15 protein-coding genes and 1 pseudogene are annotated in these 19,221 nt (G+C 68.5%); 10 read left to right on the top strand and 6 right to left on the bottom strand.

The genetic code is table 11. The features are described from left to right. Positions 1 to 750: 750 nt before the first annotated feature. On the top strand, positions 751 to 1,191 hold the full coding sequence (locus ACZ7M2_RS13925) for an NYN domain-containing protein (RefSeq protein WP_471595420.1): 441 nt from the start codon (positions 751 to 753) through the stop codon (positions 1,189 to 1,191). 85 nt (positions 1,192 to 1,276) lie between these two features. Then, the gene (locus tag ACZ7M2_RS13920) at positions 1,277 to 2,167 is read left to right on the top strand and encodes a DUF429 domain-containing protein (protein WP_471595419.1); all 891 of its coding nucleotides are present in this window, start codon (positions 1,277 to 1,279) and stop codon (positions 2,165 to 2,167) included. 16 nt (positions 2,168 to 2,183) lie between these two features. On the opposite strand, the gene ACZ7M2_RS13915 is transcribed toward ACZ7M2_RS13920, so the two are convergent. After that, positions 2,184 to 4,841 (bottom strand): phospholipase D-like domain-containing protein, encoded by a 2,658-nt coding sequence (locus ACZ7M2_RS13915; RefSeq protein WP_471595418.1) that lies wholly within the window; start codon positions 4,839 to 4,841, stop codon positions 2,184 to 2,186. Continuing rightward, on the bottom strand, positions 4,838 to 6,301 hold the full coding sequence (locus tag ACZ7M2_RS13910; protein ID WP_471595417.1) for a hypothetical protein: 1,464 nt from the start codon (positions 6,299 to 6,301) through the stop codon (positions 4,838 to 4,840). Before ACZ7M2_RS13910 ends, ACZ7M2_RS13915 begins: the two co-directional genes overlap by 4 nt. 619 nt (positions 6,302 to 6,920) lie before the next feature. Between ACZ7M2_RS13910 and ACZ7M2_RS13905 the strand changes: the two genes are divergently transcribed. Beyond that, complete coding sequence (locus ACZ7M2_RS13905) at positions 6,921 to 8,228, top strand: hypothetical protein (protein ID WP_471596010.1); 1,308 nt, start codon at positions 6,921 to 6,923, stop codon at positions 8,226 to 8,228. Between the two features lie 1,055 nt (positions 8,229 to 9,283). Here the strand turns inward: ACZ7M2_RS13905 and ACZ7M2_RS13900 are convergent. Together ACZ7M2_RS13900 and ACZ7M2_RS13895 are read right to left on the bottom strand one after the other, a co-directional pair. After that, a complete protein-coding gene (locus tag ACZ7M2_RS13900; protein ID WP_471595416.1) occupies positions 9,284 to 10,186 on the bottom strand; it encodes an RNA repair domain-containing protein in 903 nt (300 codons plus the stop codon). 224 nt (positions 10,187 to 10,410) lie between these two features. Beyond that, positions 10,411 to 11,619, bottom strand: a complete 1,209-nt coding sequence (locus ACZ7M2_RS13895; protein WP_471596009.1) for a L,D-transpeptidase — start codon at positions 11,617 to 11,619, stop codon at positions 10,411 to 10,413. A gap of 295 nt (positions 11,620 to 11,914) precedes the next feature. Between ACZ7M2_RS13895 and ACZ7M2_RS13890 the strand changes: the two genes are divergently transcribed. The 3 genes from ACZ7M2_RS13890 (at position 11,915) to ACZ7M2_RS13880 (ending at position 14,326) form a co-directional block, all read left to right on the top strand. Further along, a complete protein-coding gene (locus ACZ7M2_RS13890; RefSeq protein WP_471596008.1) occupies positions 11,915 to 12,973 on the top strand; it encodes a DUF429 domain-containing protein in 1,059 nt (352 codons plus the stop codon). 201 nt (positions 12,974 to 13,174) lie between these two features. Next, complete coding sequence (locus ACZ7M2_RS13885) at positions 13,175 to 13,333, top strand: hypothetical protein (RefSeq protein WP_471596007.1); 159 nt, start codon at positions 13,175 to 13,177, stop codon at positions 13,331 to 13,333. A 120-nt stretch (positions 13,334 to 13,453) separates the two neighbouring features. Then, a complete protein-coding gene (locus ACZ7M2_RS13880; protein WP_471595415.1) occupies positions 13,454 to 14,326 on the top strand; it encodes a helix-turn-helix transcriptional regulator in 873 nt (290 codons plus the stop codon). A 327-nt stretch (positions 14,327 to 14,653) separates the two neighbouring features. Here ACZ7M2_RS13880 and ACZ7M2_RS13875 read toward each other — a convergent pair whose 3' ends face one another. After that, positions 14,654 to 14,938, bottom strand: coding sequence for an Atu4866 domain-containing protein (locus ACZ7M2_RS13875; RefSeq protein WP_352044772.1), 285 nt, complete (start codon positions 14,936 to 14,938; stop codon positions 14,654 to 14,656). Positions 14,939 to 15,735: 797 nt separating this feature from the next. On the opposite strand from ACZ7M2_RS13875, the pseudogene ACZ7M2_RS13870 reads away from it, so the two are divergent. The 4 genes and pseudogenes from ACZ7M2_RS13870 to ACZ7M2_RS13855 form a co-directional block, all read left to right on the top strand. Then, positions 15,736 to 16,305, top strand: a pseudogene (locus ACZ7M2_RS13870) (amidohydrolase family protein); the annotation flags it as partial. Positions 16,306 to 16,406: 101 nt separating this feature from the next. Next, positions 16,407 to 17,051, top strand: coding sequence for a class I SAM-dependent methyltransferase (locus tag ACZ7M2_RS13865; protein ID WP_471595414.1), 645 nt, complete (start codon positions 16,407 to 16,409; stop codon positions 17,049 to 17,051). A 74-nt stretch (positions 17,052 to 17,125) separates the two neighbouring features. Beyond that, positions 17,126 to 18,139 carry a helix-turn-helix domain-containing protein gene (locus tag ACZ7M2_RS13860; protein ID WP_471595413.1) on the top strand — a complete coding sequence of 338 codons (1,014 nt, stop codon included), beginning with the start codon at positions 17,126 to 17,128 and terminating at the stop codon, positions 18,137 to 18,139. Between the two features lie 212 nt (positions 18,140 to 18,351). Continuing rightward, the gene (locus tag ACZ7M2_RS13855; protein ID WP_471595412.1) at positions 18,352 to 18,942 is read left to right on the top strand and encodes a hypothetical protein; all 591 of its coding nucleotides are present in this window, start codon (positions 18,352 to 18,354) and stop codon (positions 18,940 to 18,942) included. A gap of 66 nt (positions 18,943 to 19,008) precedes the next feature. On the opposite strand, the gene ACZ7M2_RS13850 is transcribed toward ACZ7M2_RS13855, so the two are convergent. Continuing rightward, positions 19,009 to 19,131, bottom strand: a complete 123-nt coding sequence (locus ACZ7M2_RS13850; RefSeq protein ID WP_471595411.1) for a hypothetical protein — start codon at positions 19,129 to 19,131, stop codon at positions 19,009 to 19,011. Positions 19,132 to 19,221: the final 90 nt, after the last annotated feature.

The raw sequence follows: 19,221 nt of genomic DNA, 5'->3' as shown, positions 1-19,221 counted from the left end.
TATGGCCGCCGCGGGTCTGCACGCCCGCCTCGCCCGGGCCCACGGCTCGAAAACTGGACCACCTCGACCTCCTCCAAGTCCTCTGGCAGCACGAGATGACCGATGAGGCCAGTGGTGGAGAGACGAGATCGATGACGCGATCGCGGCCGCTTCCCTGAACGGCGAACTCGACAGCATCGTCCAGGTGGTCAACTCCCATGCGCTGGGCACGGTGACGACCGAGCGTGGTGGCCGGCGCAGCTTCAGCACCATCATCCCGCGGAACCAGCCGCTTCCACAGATCCGCAAGAAGTCGTACACGCCGACGAAGGACAACCTGGCGTCTCTCCAGGTCGAGGCGTGGGAGGGCGACTCGGACAAGCCGGTCGACCACCCGGACAATGTCCGGCTCACCGTACTCACCCTTGAATACAAGAGACGGTGCTCAGCGCAGGACGGAACGTTCGAACTCGACTACACCTACACCAAGGAAGGGTTGCTCGAAGTCAAGGCGACGCTCGTCAAAACAGGCGAGGTCGTTCTCAACGAACCGATGTCGAGCTTCGGCACGACCGGGGCATCACCCGAGGTCGAGAAAGAGCTGGCTCACCTGATGTCCCTGCGCGGGGCACCCCATCGCAGCGCCCCGCTGCCCACGCATCCTCATCGGACCAAGCCCGACGTCCCCCCGGCGCAGGCAGGCTCGAAGCGCGGCAAGGCCTCCCGGAGGTCCTGGCGCGCCTCGCCGCCACGGCGGACAACCGTCCGCTGGTGGTCGACGGCTCGAACCTCGCCTGGATCTCCAGCGCCAGCCGGGCCGCCGGTGGCCGACCGCGTTTCGCCATCCTGGAACAGGGCGTCGCCGCCCTACAGCGCCGCTATCCCAACCAGGACATTCACGTCGTCGTCGACGCGACGCTCCGCCACGACGTGGCCGAGGAGGAGCGAGTGGCCGTGCAGGCAGCGATCGACGCACGCCAGGTGGTGCAGCCGCCGGCGGGTACCGAGGGACGTGGAGACGCACTGGTCGTCGACATTGCCCACGCCGTGGACGGGGTCATCGTCTCGAACGACAACTTCGCGTCGCTCCAAGCCTCCAACCCCTGGCTGCGAACCTCCGGGCGCATGCTCGGCGCGACGCTCTCCCAAGGGGTCTGGGTGTTCAGCTCACGGATCCCGCCGCTCAACAACATCGCGCGCTACAAGAGATGAACACCTCGGCCGGTGCGGCCCCGGCTGATCGGCAGGGAAGAGGCCCGCTTCACATCAGAGGCGGGTTCTCTGGTACCACGGCTGCATGGGAATCGAACGGTTCATAGGCATCGACCTCGCCTGGGCGCAGGGCGGAGCCCGCACCAAGCCCAATGAAACAGGCGTGGCTACCATCGACGGGCACGGCGTCGTGATCGAATGCGGCTGGACCCGCGGCCTCGACGAGACGATGTCGTGGCTGGCCAGGACAGCCGTCGACGGATCGACCCTGGCATTCGTCGACGCACCGCTGGTCGTCGACAACCTGGCCGGCCAGCGGCCCTGCGAGCGGGAGGTCGGCCGGCGGTACGGCCGTTGGAAGGTGAGCGCGAACAGTACCAATCAGAGCTCTCCCCGACAGGCCGGAGTGCTGCTGCGGGAACGGCTGGAGGAGTCGGGCTGGTCCTACGACGACGGCAGGGGCGGGCCGCCGGCAGGCGGTCTGGTCTTCTCCGAGTGCTATCCGTACACGACCCTGGTCGGAGCCGCCGAGCTGGGCTTCGACCAGGAACGCCCCACGTACAAGCGCCGACCGGCACGAGTTCCGACGGCACAGTGGCGAGCGGTACGGGCGGCGGAGTGCGACACGCTAATCGGGCACATGGCGGGCCTGGCCACCGCCGATCCGCCCCTCCTGCTCTCCTCCCACCCGGTCTCCCGTCAACTGCTCTCCGAGCCCTCACCTCAGAAGGCGGCTGACTACAAGCACCGGGAGGACCTCATCGACGCGCTGCTCTGTGCGTGGACGGCGGCACTGTGGTACCGGCACGGACTGGCGCGCTGCCAAGTGCTCGGAGCGGACAACTCCCTGCCTCCCGGACAGGCTCCCACCATCATCGCGCCTGCCCGCCTTGAGCAGCGGCGTGACGGTGAGACGAGGTCAATCGAGGGAAATCAGCCGCTCGACGTTCCGTCGCCGGTGGCCTCACGGCACTGATCGCTTTCCTTCCCCGTCACGTGTCGAGTGTGAACAGGCGACTGACCAACTCCGGGTAGGTGAGACCTACTTCGGCGAGAATCTTCCTGAGAGCTTCCGGCGGGCCCTTCTGCAGCGGGGCCGGGGAACCGACGCGGCCGGGTACCGCGGAAAGATCGCCGCCGCTGAACCGTGATTCCGGTGTGGCAGGGGGGCGTACCTGGTAGGTGAACCAGACGCGTGCCGGGGGATTCAGCAGGACCAGGTAGGGGTCCGCCCATGCCATGAAGGCCCAGCGGTTCTTGCTGCGAGCTCGCACGAGCACGCCGTCGGCGTGCTGCCGCCCGAGTCGTTCGGCCGCCTTGGCCACGACCGGAAGTGGATTGCCGAAGGAGCCCGTGATCTCCCAGAGCCCGTCCTCGCACGCGACCGACCAGCCGGCCGCGGTGAGCCCCTCTATCGCCTCCGCGTAGGGGTCGTCTTCCTGCGCCAGGGCGATGAGTCTGTCCACCTCGCTCCAGGGCGCGACGCGGGCGAGCGCCCGCTCCGGCGGGATCATCAGGTCCTCCGCCTCGGCGGGCTCGGCACGCGCGATCATCGCCTTGCCGCCGTGCCAGGCGCGGGCCGCGAGTACGTCGTGCTCGCCGCCGCCGGTGAAGGTGGCGTCCTGGACGAGCAGTGTCATCACCACGGCCGCCACCGCGTCCAGCCGTCGCCGGGTCTCGGGCGGCGCATCGTGGTCCGCCTCGCCCGCCAGGTCCTCGGAACGGAGTGCTTCGAGGAGGCGGCTGAGTCCGTCGCGCCAGCTCTGGTCTTGCTCGTCCCAGACTCCGGCGGCCAGGAGCTGGACGTACAGGCTGGCCACGAGCAGCCGGACCGGAACCGGTGCTGCGGCTGAACCGTCAGGGCCCGTGAGCGCGGCGACCCAGCGCTGGGCCCAGGCGCGACAACGGGCACGCTGCTCTGGCGCGACGTACGGGGCGAGCGGCGCGCTCGTGGTGGGGAGGTCCACCTCCTCCGTCTCGTCCTCGTGCTCTTCGTCGTCCTCCTCCCGCACGCCAAGGGTGACCGCCGACACGATCCACCGCGACGAGGGTGCCTGCGGCAGGTCGAGCGGCGAGGTGCCGAACGCCAGATCCGTCAACGGCGCCCCGATCATCCGGCGGCAGTCGGCGAGGTAGGCGTCCCAGCGGTCGACGCCGCTCGATGTCACCGAGCCCGTTGTCGTGTCTCCCGCCGGGCTCACCCGGGGAGCGGACGTTCCGGCGGTGAGTTCGCGCAGGCGCAGCAGATCGGTTTCGAAACGGCGTGCGGCACGCTCGTCGGCGAACAGGGTCTGCGCCGTGTAGTCGTATCTCAGCCGGGGAACGCTGTCGGCGCTGTGGCGCCGTGCGCAGTGCACGGGGCTGTACACGAAGACGACGGCGGATTCGGCTGTGGTGCCGTCAGGACGGGCGCACGTGGCGCGAACCGCCGCACCAGGAACCTCGGGCAGCGGGAAGGAGCAGGCCGCCGCCCCCGCCGGAATGGTTCCGGTCCGTGTCCAGGAACCCGGTGAACCGTCCGGAGACGTGCTGATCACCACGGGCAGGGGCTGGGGGTGCGCCAGAGAGACGTGCAGGCCTTCACTGTCCGTCTTCGCGCCCAGCAGGACGAGCGTGTGACCGGTGGACTGGAAGGGCCGGATGGTGCGGCCCGTTAGGCTCGCGAGTGAGGTGATGCGCCCCTGCTCGGGAAGCAGCGGCGCGGTGTCGGCGGCGAGTACGGCGAGCTCGCAGTTGCCGCCGTCCCGGGTGCTGGTGCACAGCGCGGCGCGGGTGAGATTCGGGCTCCCGGTGAGAGCGTATCGGCGGCCGCCAGCCTGCCACTCGACGAATTTGCCGTGCCGCATCCGAGTCTCCTCGAGGAAACGGATCTGCGCGTCGAAGCCGCCGAGTGCCCTCTTGATCGCTCCGGCGTCGTAGCTCGACCAGCGAGGCTGGAGCCCGAGGATGGTGCGGCGGGGTGTCAGACGGCCGAGCAGCCCGCTGAGGGCATGACCGGCCTCGTCGACGAACGGGGCGTACGCGTGCAGTTCGTCGACAGGACCGAGCGGCAGTTGGTCCAGCAGACTCTCCTGGAGGTTGTGCAGAAGCCGGGCACCGGTTTCCGGTCCGGCCGGGGCGTTGACATGCCGCTCGGTCAGAAGGGCAGCCAGTTCCGCCAGATGACTCGCCGACCAAGGGGCCAGTTCCACGGCGGAGGGCAGTGCGTCCAACCAGTCGGCGAGGTCGGCCAAGAGCGCGTGGGAGTCGTCGTCCTCGGTTTCCACCACCGTCCACAGTTCGTCGTTGGCACCCCAGCCGGACAGCGTCGGGTTACCCGAACCCACTGCGAGCCGGCAGGCGTGTTCTCCGATCAGAAGGACGACCTTGGGGTGGAACGCACGCTGGCAGGAGGCCAGGCCGTGCAGATAACTGCGGCCGGCCATGCGCACATCGACCGGGTCGTACAGCCCTTGGGCCGCATCACCGATCACCGCGGTGCGGGCACCCAGGCCACGGGCGACGGGTATGGCGACCTTCTCCAGGAAGGGGAGATCGACTGTGAAACCGAGGAAGAGTGCTTCGTGCAGCGCCTGCTGCTCGCTGCGTTCGCTCCACTCTCTCAGCAGCGTGACGGGGGATGCGAACCGGGTGTGCTGTGCCGCGCTCATGGGTTTGTCTCCAGGATTCGCCGTCCCTCCGCGGTGACGGTGTGGCAGTTGTCGCGGACCGCGAAAAGCCCCAGCTGCACTGCCAGGGAGCCCAGTTGGGGGATGCGGGTGCCGATGTCGGAGTCTCCTTCGTCACCGGTCTTGAAATAACGCTCGTTGCGAAGGTGCAGACGGGAGAAGATCTTCAGCCCGCCGGTCGCGAGGTCGGTGCGCAGCTTCGCGAGGGCGACTCTGCGGGACTGGGCGAGCATGTCGTCCACCAGCCGAGCGGCCAGGTCGCGGACCGGCCGGTCGGCGTAGTCGTCGATGAGGCCGTCGACCCACGTCGGGTCGAGGAACTCGGCCCAGCGCCGCTGACGGCCCAGGAAGACGGCCCGTACGTCGTCTGGTAGATGACCCTCCCGGGAGCGCAGCGCACCCACCATCAGGAGCAGCAGATTGGTCATCGGGGCATCGGCACCCTGCGTCAGGAGTTGCCGTTCGACCGGCAACAACTGACCTGCCGCGTTCTTGAGCGGAGGCAGGTCGTTCAGGACCCGCCGTACATTCGCATTCGGGGCCTGTTGCGCCAGCCAGCCGCGCAGTTCCTCGGCCGACCGGTCGGCCTCGCCGTCCTTGGAGCCGACACCGGCCACCAGTGCCGCCCACAGCCGACGCCAGGCGCCGACGGAGTAATGGCGCAGCAGCACTCCCCGCCAACCGGCCGTCTCGGGAATCGCCGCCAGAACGGGATCCGTTGTCGCCTCGCCGCCGAAGGCGACCGCGGAGCGCAGCGTCTCCTGATACCCGTGGCCCTCATGACCGTGGAGATCGATCGCCCGGCCGAGGATACGGAGGGTCGCACGCCGAGTGCGGTCGGACGCCTCCCAGTCCCCCTGCGCGTGGGTTCCTCCACCGCGAGTTGCGGTCAGCACGTCCGTCAGCCATTCCCGCTCTGCCGGACTCGGGACGCCAAGAGCCGCCTGCCCCGCTGTCTCCAGGGCGGCGACGGGCACGACGTCCCGCTCCGCGAGAGACAGCAGAGGTGCGAAGAGCTCCTTGACCGCGGGAGGGCACGGGTGCCGGCCGGGTCTGAGCACTCCGGCCCGGACGTCCACGGTGCCGAGCACCGTGGCGGGTCCGCCGTACTGGTCCCAAAAGCCCCAGCGGCGGGGGGAGTACGACTGGCTCAGCTGCTCCTCGTCGGCGGCTCTCGCGAGTTCCAGTTCCTCTGTGCAGAAACGCCGCACCCGATCGACCCCGTGGGCAAGCCACGCCGGTTCTGTCTCCGTGTGGTGCTGGAGCGCCGCCAGCAGGACCTCGCTGCGGCGGACCGCCCGGCGGCACGCGGTGATGTCCCACGCGTTCCGTTCCGCCTGCGCCGCGATCGCCGCATACAGCGAGTGGTAACGGATGTAGCGGGTCACCGTGGACACTCCAGGAACCAGCCGGTCCACCGCCCGCATCACCGGGCCCTCCACCGCCAGGGGATAGCGCCCGGACCGCGCACCCAATCCCTCGAGTGCCCATGCCGGCCCACGGACATCCGCTGTCACTTGCCACCCCTTGTCGGCTGCCGGAGCGTTGCATCGGCAGGAGCTACCAGACCCTGCCTCAGAATAGATGTTGATTTCGGACGAGAGGCCAGTACGGTCGACTGGATTCGGGAAGTTGCCGGGACGCGCCCGATCTCGCCTCAAGGCCGTCCACGACTTGGCTTTCGGCAACCCCCGAGTTGAGTTCGATGCTGACGCAGGCGATCGATTCACGAACCCCATGGGGCAGCGACGACAGACAGCGCATTAACGGGCTCCGCTATGCCGTCTACATCCAGGGCGGTTGCAAGTTCCCGGATCCCAGATGCCCTGCGGGAGCGCTGTGGTGAGGGCGACTCTGAGGCTGCTACGCGGCCGCCGGAGGTCCGCGATCTTTCGCAGCGTGCGATTCCCGCGTGCCCAATGGGTCTCGTCGGCCCGCACCACGAGCCGCCGGTCCCGGCCAGCATTGCAGGTGAGGGGCGCCGTAGCTGCATACACGAGGTTCATGCCGTTCTTGTCGGACGTCATCCGTAGGCTGTTGTTGGAAAACAAGGGGGAGACGATGACTGACGATCGCAAGGCAGTCGTTCCGGTGTGGACGCTGGCGACCGGTGACGTCCGGGTGCCGGCAATGGCCGGAGGCGAGGCGATGACGGCTGAGCGCCTGGCTGAGCTGCGTGGTGTGCTGGCCGCCCTGGCCGCAGCGCCGATCGCCACACTTGAGGTGCATCCGCGGCCCGACAAGCTCGACTGCAGCCGAGGTATCCCACTCGATGCCGCGAGTCCCCTAGCGCAGCACCTGTCACAGTTCATCACGCAATCGACGCGAACTTCCCTTACGGCGGCCAGGGCGACCGCAGCCGGCGAAAACCTGTATCGCATGGTGGTGCCAGCGAAGGTCGCCGCCCAGTTCGGTCAGGGCATCGTTCGCCCGATGGCGTCGAAGGCGGCGGCCGGTGGCATCCACAGTGCACTCATGAACTCGACGGGCATCGCCGCCAATGCGACCTTCGTGCCAGTCGGTAAAGCGGCGGCAGCCGGCGCGGTCGGCGGAGCCGGTGCGACAGCCGGCGTCGCGGCCGCCGGCAGCGCGGCGCTCACGGTGGCCGCGCCGCTCATGCTCATGGCCGTAGCGGTGGGCATGAGCGCGCATGCCGACTACAAGCGCCAGCAGGCTATCGAACACATCACAGAACTGCTGGAGCAGCTGCACGAGCAGAAGCTCGAAGATGAACACAGCGAACTCGACGGCTGCCGCGATGCCATCGACAAAGCCACCGCCGTTCTGCTTGACCAGGGCAAGCTCGGAGTCTCCCTGGGACTGGACTCGGCAGTGCACGCCATCAACACGGCGTTGGGCGCCGCTGACCGCCGCCTTGCCCGGTGGCAGAGCGCACTCGACAAGCTGCCCGAGGGCAAGTCCGTCGAGATCAGCATGCTGGCCAAGTCGTTCCCCGGCGTCGACGAGCATGGCGGCATGTTCCGCGCCCACCTCGAACTCGCTGCCCTGGCCATTGCGCTGAAGAGGCGGGTCGTCGTCCTGCAGGCTGTCGAGCATGCCCAGGACAACCCTGACAACTTGTTCGAGAACTTCACCCGCGAACTCAAGCGCGACCAGCAGCGCCTCGACGAACTGGAGTGGAGCATTGCCGGTGTCCTGGAACGCTTGTCGGCGCTGGAGCTGGCAGGTCCGCAAGGTCTGTGGCCCGTCTTCACGACCGGTGAAGTCGATCGCCTGATGCGAGCGGCAAACCGGATTCGCAAGCTGGGCGACGGCGTCATGGTCAACAGCCGCACGACAGACGTGGCGATTGAGATTGCCCGCAACAAGGACGGCTCGGTGGTCGTGTTCCCTGCGCTGTCCGCGTAGGCGTAGGCGCGCTCGCACTCACGTGCTGCGTGGTGCGGGGCTGCCCGAAACCTCGAACGCGATGGTGGCCCTACGGCCACGCGGTCGACGTAACTGAGGGTGATGTTGGCCTTTCGCGACCGGCCCAGCTTGGTCCAAGGTGCAATCGGGCATGGGACTCTCCAGCTTATGCTGCCTGTGCGGGCTGTGAGACGCAGAGAGTGCGTGCATGTCAAAACAATTGCGTGTGCATATTCTCGGGGGATGATCTTGCGTCTCGCGGGAACCTCAACATCAATTAGCCCTGTTGCGGCTGGTCAAAGGATCTCGTGAACGTCCCACAACCACTGACGACACGATGACGAGGGCCTCAACCTTACGGTTGCGGTCCTTGTTGCGTGTTCGTAGCTGATGATGATGCCCAGGGCTTCGTAGAGCGGGCCTTTCTTGTGAGCGTCGGCCGGAGCGCGTCGCCGGTGAGCGATGCGGACAAGAAGATCGAGAAATTGACGCTCAGCCACCAACTCGCTGTCATGTAGCGGCAGATCGACAGGCCACGGGTCGCCCCGGCGGATCGTGCTTTCCTTGCTGCACTTCTCCACCGGCCGCCCAGGCCCACGCTGCGGCAGCTGGACCTGATCGTCTCGCCGGAGACAGCCCTTCGGTGGCAGCGTGACGTCACGCGCCGTTGCCACTCCGATGCCTCCCCTCGCGCATGGGTCGGCCGACCACCGACCCGCCGCGCCATCCGGGTACTTGGGCCACGGGGCCATGGAATCCGGGTGGCAGCTCCAGTTCCGCCCGGACGCACTTGCCGTCCCGCGTGACGTGGCCGGAGCCTCTTCGCGGTGCTGTCGAAGACCTCGCAGGTGACGTGCGCGGTGCGCGGTGCACTGGCTGAGACCCTGTGTGTGCCTGACCGTGACTATGGTGGCTCAGCGATCGGGCCAACTGCTGTGCGGGTCCGGGCTGGTGGAGTGGATCCGCCTGCAGGGCATGCTCGTCAGCGGTGGCTCGAATGCTCCGCCCATGCGACCTGAATCCTTGGTGGCGCTTTGCCCCACCTGGCTGTGGCCTTACCTGTCGTTGATCTCGGAGAGCCATGCGGTGTCCTCCGGGTCCGGCGCATCGGGGCCGGGTGCGGGCAGCCAGCGGACGTCGCCGGTGCGCAGGGCGACCGTGGCTCGTGGCCGCATCGGCCCGTGGCCTTTGCGTGAGAGCAGGACGAGTTCCCAGACGGTCGCCGTTGTGGCGTCGAGCCGGGCGGCGCAGTCGGCGCTGACTCGCCGCGGATCCCGGGTCCGGCCCAGGGACAGATGCGGGGTGAACTTCTCGGCGGGCCCACGACAGCGCGGGAACCGCTGCTGCAGTACGCGGTGCAGGTCCGTCCACGGCGCCTCGCCGGCTGCTGTCGGGTCGAGCCACACGGTGAAGTACGCCCTGTGCCGGAAGGTGCGTAGCCCGTCCAGCCGGGCGGTGAAGACCGGCGTCCGGGCCATCGCCGCGGCGAGCAGCGGGGCGGCCCGCTCGAAGTCGGGCTCCGGCACGAAGCCGAAGAGCACATTGGCGTGCGGCGGCCAGCGGTGGATCTGCGGATCGTAATCCCGGCGGATGTCCTGGATCGGCGGCCACAGTTCCGCGGGCGGGATCCAGGCCACCGCCGTGTCGGCCGTCGGGGACACGCCGAGGACGCCGACGGGTTCGCCCCCGCCGAAGCCCAGGCCCGCTTGCGGGTCCCGCACCCGGCCGGCGCCCGACGCGTCGATGCGGTCCACACCCGTGGACCGGTCCCAGATCACCTCGCCGTCCGCCTCGATGAACACCACCCGGTGCCAGGGGATGTCGCCCCCGGGCACGAAGGAAGGCAGCGGGATGCGTTGGGTGGCATCCCCGCGCTGTCTGATCCCCAGTACGAACCGGGCCGGGGCGAACCGCGGGTCCCAGCGGACCCGGTGATAGATCTCGTCACTGGTTCGCATCACGCCTCCTCTCCCGCCGTCACACCTTCTCCTCCAGGGTGCCGCTCACCCTGCCCTGGACGGTTGCCCCACTCGTACCGTGACGGATCAGGTGCGGTGCATGACGGAGCCGGTGTTGTATGCCGAGACGGGTCGTCTCGTATCGGCGATCGGAGGCGGCGACGGGTTCAGAGGGCGACCGTGGCGGAAGGGGGCCAGGTTCCTGTGCGTGGAGTCGCGTGGTGTCAGTGGGTCGCGCTTCCCGCGACCCACTCGCTCCACGGCATGTTCCAGTCGCTGAGGCCGTTGTCCGGGGCCAGCTTGGTCTTGTCCGCGGAGTTCTTGATGATCACGACGTCACCGATCATCGAGTGGTCGAAGAACCACGCGGCAGGCTGCTTGCCATCGCCGCCGCCCCTGACGTCCTTCAGCCCCACGCAGCCGTGGCTGGTGTTGACCTTGCCGAAGACCGAGTCGGCACCCCAGTAGTTGCCGTGGATGAACGTGCCCGTGTCGGTCAGGCGCATGGCGTGCGGTACGGCCTTGAGGTCGTACGAGGGCTTGCCGTCCTTCTCCGTGAGGCCGACGGTCGCACCGTTCATATGGATCTGCCTGAACTTCTCGGAGATGACCATCTGACCGTTGTACGTCGGGTGCTCGGGGCTGCCGGACGAGATCGGGATGGTTTTGATCGTCTTGCCGTCCCGTACGACGGTCATCTGCTTCGTCTTGGCGTCGACGGTGCTGATCTGGCCCCGGCCGATCTTGAACGTGACCGTCTTCTGGATGCCGTGGCGGTTGAGCGCGACGGTGACGGTGGAGCCGGACTTCCAGTAGTTCTCGGGGCGGAAGTCCAGGCGGTTGTCGTTGAGCCAGTGACCGACGACCTGCTGGCCGCTGCTGGAGCTGACCTGGATCTCCGACTCCACGGCGGCCTTGTTGCTGATCGCCTTGTCGAAGTTGATCGTCACCGGCATGCCCACGCCGACGGTCGAGCCGGCCTCGGGGGAGAGGTGTCCGATGAAGTTGTTGGCCGGGGAGACCGTGGTGATCGTGGCGTTCCCGGTGACGGAGCGGCTCTGGGCGTCCTCGGCCTCCGCGGTGACCTGATACCTGGTGGCCCGCTCCAGCCGGCCGTCCGGCTGCCAGGACGTCCCGTCCGCGGACACGGTGCCCGGAACCTCGGCACCGGTCGCGACGGCGGTCATGGTCACCTTGGTGAGCTTTCCGTTGCTGACGGTGACTTTGACGGGGTCGTTGATCCCGACGCTGTGGGTGCCTTGCCAGGGCGTGATCTTTATTCGGGCATCGGAAGCGTCCTGGGTGCCCGTCTGATCTGCCTGCGCCTGCGATTTCGGGTCGTTCCCCGGGCCGTTGTCGCTGGTGGCAGCGTTGCTGGTGCCGCCTAGGGCCGTGAGTGCGAGTACGCCGCCGAGTACGCCGGCCGTAGCCATCAGCCCGGTGCGTCGCTTACGTGCCGTGATCAAACGCTTCTCCCATGCCACTGGTCGTTGAATCCCTGGAGCTGGTTACCTGAGGAGTGCAACCAGATCTAAAGAACCACATTTATGCATTCGTCCCTACTTGAGGGAGTAAATTGTGGCGAATTCCACGTGCAGTGAGAACGTCGCCGAGGCTCTGCTCGGCGGCCGGAAGGCGCGTAGTCGATCTGCTCTCGCCGATGGGCGCGGACCATGGCAGTGACGCTGCGACGGGCGTGGTGCCGGTCGCGGGCGACAGCCCGCGGAGCTGGAGGCCGGCGTCGAGGCCAAGGGCATCGCGCGCGTCGTCCGGGAGGGGTGCGCGCACGTCAGCGGCGACATGCGCAAAACCGGTGACTCCGGCGGCGTCATGGTCGGCAACTGCAACATCGGCGGCGTTCCGCAGGGTCAGGATCTGGACGACCTCATGGAGCGGGTTGCCGCGCAGCCGCGGTGTGACGGCGACGTCGGCATGATCGGCATCTCCTGCTTCTGCTGCATGCAGGTGCCTGACTCGGCGACGGTGCTGCGCTGGGGTCTGCCGGGCGGACGGCCTGTCGGCGTGTTCGAACTGTCACAGCTGCCGTCCCGTCCGTCGCCGGCAGCGGAGGCGCTGCTACTTTTCGGTCCGAGTTCGTGTGGGGGTGGGATGGACGTTCTGGGAATCGACGCCTGCGGCAAGCGGGGGTGGGTGGGGATCCGGCTCACGGACGGCGGGTACGCGGGGAGCCTGGTGGCCGTATCCCTCGATACGCTGATCGAGCGTGCCGGTGCGGTACGGGCGATCGCGGTGGACATGCCGCTGGGTGTTGTCGAGAAGGGCTGGCGTGCCGCCGATCTCGCGGCCAGGGCGCTGCTTGGGATACGACGCAGCAGCGTTTTCTTGATCGCGCCCAGGTCGGCATGGCAGGAGCCTGATTATGTGGCGGCCGCAGACCGGTGCCAGGAGCTCACCGGCAGTCGGCTGAGCCGGCAGGCGTGGGCGCTGGCCCCGAAACTTCTCGAGGCCCGGGCGTGCTGGCTCGCCGATGAGCGCATCCACGAGGTGCACCCCGAGGTGTCGTTCCATGCCTTGGCCGGCGGGGTGCCACTGGCGTACGCCAAGAAGACCTGGCGCGGCCAGAACCTGCGCCGCGCACTGCTGGCCGAGGCCGGACTCGTGCTCCCGGACGAGCTCGGAGAGGCTGATCGGATCGCCGTGGACGATGTACTCGACGCCGCTGCCGCTGCCTGGTCGGCGCACCGGATCGCGCTCGGGATCGCAGAGCGGGTTCCCACGGTGCCCGAGCTGGACGCAGCGGGCCGCCTCATCGAGATTCGCTACTGACTGATCGTCGAACAGCGGGCGTCTTCGTCAGGATGCGAGGAAACCGAGTTGCTGGACGACTCGACACATCACTGCGCATGTGCTCGTTTCATGGGCAGCAGGGCGAAGTGGCACCCACCTTCCGGTGGAGCGCGGTGAGGCAGGGAAGCACAGAACTTCGGCGATCTCCTCGGGCTGGGCGACGCGGCCCAGGGGTTGGAACTGCACTACGAGGCGTTCACCGTCAACAGCGCCCCTACCCAGCAGCTCATCGTCTACCAGGCCGAACCTGGCAGCACGTCCTCCGACGCCCTCGCCCCGCTCGGCTCGCTGAGCGCCGGCCCCGTGCCCGCGCAGGACACCATGATGGGCACCGACTGAGACCGCATATGAGCCGGCCCGGTGTTTCCTGGGTGTGCCAGGGCCAGGATCACGACTCCCGGCCCGGGCGGACGCGAAGGAGAATGACGCCATGACCCGGATCGCGATGAGGTGGGGTTCATGAGCGACGGCACTCCTTTGGGAGAGTTCCTCAGGGCACGGCGTGAAGCGCTCAAGCCGCAGGACGTGGGGCTGCCGGAGCACGGCCGCAGGCGGGTACCGGGGTTGCGCCGCGAGGAGGTCGCCATGCTCGCGGGTGTGAGCTCCGACTACTACATGCGCCTGGAACAGGGCCGCGAGACCAGTCCCTCGCCGCAGGTGATCGGCGCGGTCGCCGCCGCCCTCCACCTCGACGACGAGGCACTCGACCACCTGCGCAGACTCACCAGGGCCCCTCAGGAGCGCCGCAGCACCTCCGTCGGTCACGACAGGATCAGCCCCCAGCTCCTCCAACTGCTCGACAACTGGCCCGACATCCCCGCCTTCGTTCTGGGACCCGCCCTGGACGTCCTGGCGCACAACGCGCTCGCCGCGGCCCTGCACAGCGGATTCCAGCGGTTCGACAACCTGGCCCGCATGGTCTTCCTCGACCCGGCCGGGCGCAGCTTCTACCGGGACCGGGGGAGGGCCGTGAACTCCTGCGTCGCAGAAATCCGGGCGGCCTACGGATACGACCCCGATTCCCCGCGGATCGCCGAGGTCGTCGACACGCTCTGCTCGAAGAGCCCGGAATTCGCCGAGCTGTGGGCACGGCACGAGGTGAAGGGCAAGACCCAGCAGGCGAAGAACCTCGCGCATTCCGAGGTCGGTGCTCTGGAGATCCAGTTCTCGGCATTCACGGTCAACGGTGCTCCGTATCAGCAGTTGGTCGTCTACCAGGCCGAGCCCGCCTCTTTCACCGCGGCTGCCTTCGCGGAACTCCGTTCCCGGGCCGTCCGTGGGGACGCGATCGCCGCCGCGACGGACGAGGCCGGGGTGACGACGCTGCGGTAGGTACGCATCGTCTCGCGGCCCTCCGGGTCGGAGATGGGCTCGACGAGTTCGGACTCGGTCACGCCCGGGGAGACGGTGGCCCACACGGCGTGCTTGGAGGCGTTGCGGACGGCCGTGGTCGGGGAGACCTGGTGGGCGCCGATCGAGGCGACGCTGATGAAGTGCCCCTGGCGCTGGGTCTCACCATGACGTCGACGCGGCCGTGCCGGCTGTGGGCGGCGTCGATGAACGCCCGTACCTGTTCGGCATCGAACCGCGTCGGCCGCCGGTCAAGGGGTGAACAAGGTGCGGAGGGCACGGGGACCGAGCGGTGGATCTTGGTCGTGCTCAGGCTCGCCGCCGGTCGCGCTCGTCGCCCTCGCGGTAGAGCACCAGGTGTTCGTGGAAGAGCACGCCGTCGCGCACGTCGCCGGTCGCGGTGAAGCCGGTGTCGTCGACGTAGTCGAGGTGGTTGCCGGTGACGGTGTAGCTGCCGGTGTAGGCGCTCCGGCGGTCGCCGCGGGCCTCGTCGTAGCGGCCGTTCGGCAGCAGTTCCTGGCGGATGAAGCCGTCCGCGGTCACCCACATCCCGACGTACGGGTGTGGGTCACGGGGCGTGTCGTTGCTGGTCATGGCTCTACGGTCCGCCCCGCGGCCGGTGACAACCAGGCAGCCGTCTCCCCAGGTGAGAGCTTCCTGGGTGCCGCGCACCCAGCATCGCGAGCGACGAAGTCCTTCGTGCGGTGCGCCAGCGGCACGGGCCGTCCGAGACCTTCCCATGGCTCCTTCGTCGTACGCGGCGGGACGGATCGTGGGTGCCGGACACCTGGGACAACGGCGGCCTGGTTCCGATTCCACCGTGCAACGAACCTGGTGGTCAGGCAGCCGCTGCAGCCGCCGAACTCTCGCCTCGGACCTCCACCGGCACTCACGACGCTCAGCAGGGACACCGATGAGGCGACTCCACCGAGGAGCATGCAATGAGGAACATGCAATGAGCATCACCCGCACCGTGCACTGGAACCCCGAGGCCCTCGACGAGATCCTCTCGAACGACGAGGGACGTCCCGTCCTGTTCACCAACGCCCGCATCCTGACGATGGACCCGCTGATCGGGACCATGACCGGCGCCGACCTCCTGTTCGTCGGCTCCCTGGTCGTGGGGGTCGGCCCCGCCATCGTCACCGCGGCGGGCGACGACAACGCCATCGTCGTCGACTGCACCGCCATGACCATCGCCCCCGCGGTCGTGGACACCGTCGCGCCGGCCGGCGGCCGTGGCCACCGTTCCGCATACGTCGCCACCCTCACCCCCGGCAACAGCACCGACTTCCTCGTCGTCCCCGACGAGGACGCCACAGACGTGCCCTCCGCCCTGGCCACCCTCTTCACCCGGCCCCAGCAGGTCCGCGCCCTGGTCGCAGCAGGCCGAGGCGTGGAAGGCGATGGGGGAGACCGGCACCACGGTCGCCCTTGCCCCCACGTCCGACACACAGATCGGCCTCGAGACCGCGATACCCGCCGTCGACGAGGCCCTGTCCGTCGGCATCCGCCCCGGCCTGAGCATCGACGTCGAAGTCGCCCTCGCCGGCGACATGTTCACGCAGATGCGGGCCCTGCACGCCATCCAGCGGATGCGCGCGGTCAACGCCGTCCACGGCACCGACCAGCAGCCCTCCCGCATCACCACCCACGACGTCCTCGACTTCGCCACCCTCCAGGGTGCCCGCACCAACGGCCTGGCCGGCGTCACCGGTTCACTCACCCCGGGCAAGAAGGCCGACCTGTTGGTCGTCCAGGCCGAGGACCTCAACAACATGCCCCTCAACGACCCCATCGGCACCCTCGTGCTGGGCTCCGACGCCCGCAACATCACCGCCGTCCTCATCAACGGCGAGCCCCGCAAGTGGGACGGGCAGGTCCTCGACGTCAACCTGGCCGCCCTGCGCAGCGAGGTGTACGCCTCGCGCGAGTACGTGCTGAACACCCCGGCCGCCTGAGCATCGCCGCCCCGTGACCCCTCCGCATGGAACGGGGCATCCACCAACTCCTCTCTGCCCTCCAGGAGATGGCCCTACGTGACGAGCTAGTGTCCTCGCTTGTGACTGAACCCTCCTCGCATCTCGGTGCGACAGCGGATGCCTACGACGCCGTCGCAGTCCGTTACGCCGAACTCTTCCGTCATGACCTCGACGCTCTTCCGCTGGATCGCGCGATGCTCGCCGCGTTCGCCGATCTCGTACGGACCACCGGCGCCGGGCCCGTCGCGGAGCTGGGATGCGGCCCGGGACGCATCACCGCGCACCTGCGGGACCTGGGGTTGGATGTCTTCGGCGTCGACCTGTCGCCGGTGATGATCGATCTTGCCCGCGAGGCCTACCCGGACCTGCGGTTCGAGGTCGGCTCCATGGACGCCCTGGACCTGGCCGACGGCAAGCTGAACGGCATCGTGTCCTACTACTCGGTCATCCACACCCCACCGCAGGAGGTGCCCTCGTACCTCTCCGAGTTCCGGCGGGTACTCGCGCCTGACGGCCACCTCTCGCTCGCGTTCTTCGAGTCGGAGGGTGAGCCGGTCACAGCGTTCGACCACAAAGTGGTGACGGCGTACCGATGGCCGATCGACGACCTCGCGGGGCTCGCGGGCGAGGCCGGGTTCGTCGAGGTCGGCCGGATGCTGCGTGCGCCGCGCGAGGAGGAACGCCAGTTCCGCCAGGGCCATCTGCTGATGCGCGCACCCAAGTAAGTCAGCTGTCGGCACGGGCGGCCATGGCCCTGGGCCAGGGGTCAGGGGCCAGGCGTCAGGGGAGATGGGACGGAATGATCGGGACCGTGTTCCGAAGCGAGGACGTGCCTGCGGAGGACAGGTTCGAGTACTGGCGGGAACTGGTCGGCCGGACACGATCGAGCGACCTGATCAGTGCCCACACGGCCGACTACTGGGCGGAGTACCGGCTGATGGAGCTGGGGCCGGTGACCGTATGGCCGTCGTCGTTCCTGCCGACCCGCTACCGGCGGAGCGGAAAAATGGTGCGTCGGTCCGACCCCGAGTTGTACCACCTGACGCTGCTGCTCGATGGAGGTCTGGCTCTCGAGCACGCCGGACGGACCGACACGTTCGGCCCACGTGACCTGCACATGGTCGACGGCTCGCGGCCGTACGATCTCCGGCCGGCGGACGAGCGGGATCGCCGTGCCGTCAAGGGGGTCGGCGTGGACTTCCCCAAGGCGTTGCTGCCCGTGCCGCCGCACCGCGTCCGGGAGTTGCTGGGCCGGGGGCTGTCGGGGCGGGAGGGTATCGGCGCTCTGCTGACCGAATTCCTCGTCGGTCTGGACCGGCAGGCCGAAACCCTTCAGCCGTCCGACGCGCCACGCCTGGGTACGGTCGTACTCGACCTGGTGTCGGCCTGGTTCGCCCAAGTGCTGGACGCAGAGGCCGCCCTTCCGCAGGAGACCCGCCAGCGGGTCACAGCACAACGCGTCCAGGCGTTCATCCGGCAGAATCTCCACGACCCGGAGCTGACGCCGTCCGCGATCGCCGCCGCGCACCACATCTCCCGCAGCTACCTGTACCGGATCTTTCAGCAGCAGTCGCAGGGCGAAACGGTCGCGGCCTGGATCCGCGGCCGGCGGCTGGAGAACGCGCACCGCGACCTGGCCGACTCCTCGCTGCGCACCACGCCGGTCCACGCCGTCGCCGCCCGCTGGGGCTTTCCCCGCGCCTCCGAATTCACCCGCGCCTTTCGCACCGCGTACGGGCTCTCTCCGAGGGAGTACCGGCTCCAGGCACTGTCCGAGCGGGAGCAGACGCCCACCCGGTCCCCGATGGACTGACCACCTCCCTGCTCAGCCGACGGGCAAGCCGGTGGCGTCGTCGCGGAGATGGTCGCCGACGATCGGGCGGCGTCGGCCGGCCGCCGACCGAGCTTCCTGAGTTCTCCGTCGCAGTCGGTCAAGGCTTCGCCATGTGCCACCGATGGCTGAGCGGGCGGGAGTTACCCCACGTACTGAGGGAGTAAGGAGAACGACCGGCGAAGGGAAACTCCGTGATCCAGCGACGCATCGTCGTCCTCTCTGCCGCAGGGCTCGCCTCGGCGTTCCTTCTGGCGGCGTGCGGCAGCTCGACGGAGAAGGCGTCCACCGGTACGAGCGCCGGCAACGCCGTTCCGGTCGCCACGGCCGCCTCGGAGTCCGCGACCTCTGCTCCGGCCGCCTCGCAACCCACGCCGTCCGCACCGGCCGCCGGCGGTGACTCCGGCAGCGGCAACACGGCCACGACCACCATGGTGATGGCCAAGACGGTAAACGACATCGGCAGCGTGGTGGCCGACGGCGAGGGGATGACCCTCTACCGCTACGACAAGGACGAGGCGAATCCGTCCAAGTGGACGTGCGCCGGCGCGTGTACGAAGACGTGGATCCCCGTCATCGTGCAGGACTCCGTACAGACCATGGGGGTCGAGAAGAGCCTTCTCGGCACGGTCCACCGGAACGGCATGAAACAGCTCACCCTCGGCGGTTGGCCGCTGTACCGGTACGTGGGTGACACACAGGCCGGACAGACGAACGGCCAGGCCAAGGGCAAGACGTGGTACGCCGTTACCCCGTCCGGTACGAAGTCCACCAGCGTGGGCTGAGCCCAGACACATGACCGTGGTCTCGCCGCCCAACCAGCCTTCGCTGTACGTCGTTCACGCAGCGACTCAGCTCCAGGCGTCGCGGCGCGCGGCGGACCACGTACGCCACGGCGCGCCCTCCGCGTTCACGGCGACCGTGCTGTCCACCCCGTCCGCGGACGAGATCGCGTGCCCCGGGATTGCCGGCATGGACGGGTCGGCGGACAGTCCTTCGCGCCGTCGCCGCGGGGAGCGACAACGACGGCCTAGGCTTCGGCCCGGCACCGGACCCGATCCCAG

Source organism: Streptomyces sp. NPDC111507, from assembly GCF_055638955.1.
The sequence above is the reverse complement of the archived record's forward strand: the minus strand, read 5'-3'. Positions and strand labels throughout refer to the sequence as shown.

What these genes read in the sequence shown, in the direction of transcription:
- ACZ7M2_RS13905 (WP_471596010.1), top strand. Translation starts at nt 6,921, where the DNA reads ATGACTGACGATCGCAAGGCAGTCGTTCCGGTGTGGACGCTGGCGACC.
- ACZ7M2_RS13920 (WP_471595419.1), top strand. Translation starts at nt 1,277, where the DNA reads ATGGGAATCGAACGGTTCATAGGCATCGACCTCGCCTGGGCGCAGGGC.
- ACZ7M2_RS13900 (WP_471595416.1), bottom strand. Translation starts at nt 10,186, where the DNA reads ATGCGAACCAGTGACGAGATCTATCACCGGGTCCGCTGGGACCCGCGG.
- ACZ7M2_RS13895 (WP_471596009.1), bottom strand. Translation starts at nt 11,619, where the DNA reads ATGGCTACGGCCGGCGTACTCGGCGGCGTACTCGCACTCACGGCCCTA.
- ACZ7M2_RS13880 (WP_471595415.1), top strand. Translation starts at nt 13,454, where the DNA reads ATGAGCGACGGCACTCCTTTGGGAGAGTTCCTCAGGGCACGGCGTGAA.
- ACZ7M2_RS13875 (WP_352044772.1), bottom strand. Translation starts at nt 14,938, where the DNA reads ATGACCAGCAACGACACGCCCCGTGACCCACACCCGTACGTCGGGATG.
- ACZ7M2_RS13915 (WP_471595418.1), bottom strand. Translation starts at nt 4,841, where the DNA reads ATGAGCGCGGCACAGCACACCCGGTTCGCATCCCCCGTCACGCTGCTG.
- ACZ7M2_RS13850 (WP_471595411.1), bottom strand. Translation starts at nt 19,131, where the DNA reads ATGCCGGCAATCCCGGGGCACGCGATCTCGTCCGCGGACGGGGTGGAC.
- ACZ7M2_RS13860 (WP_471595413.1), top strand. Translation starts at nt 17,126, where the DNA reads ATGATCGGGACCGTGTTCCGAAGCGAGGACGTGCCTGCGGAGGACAGG.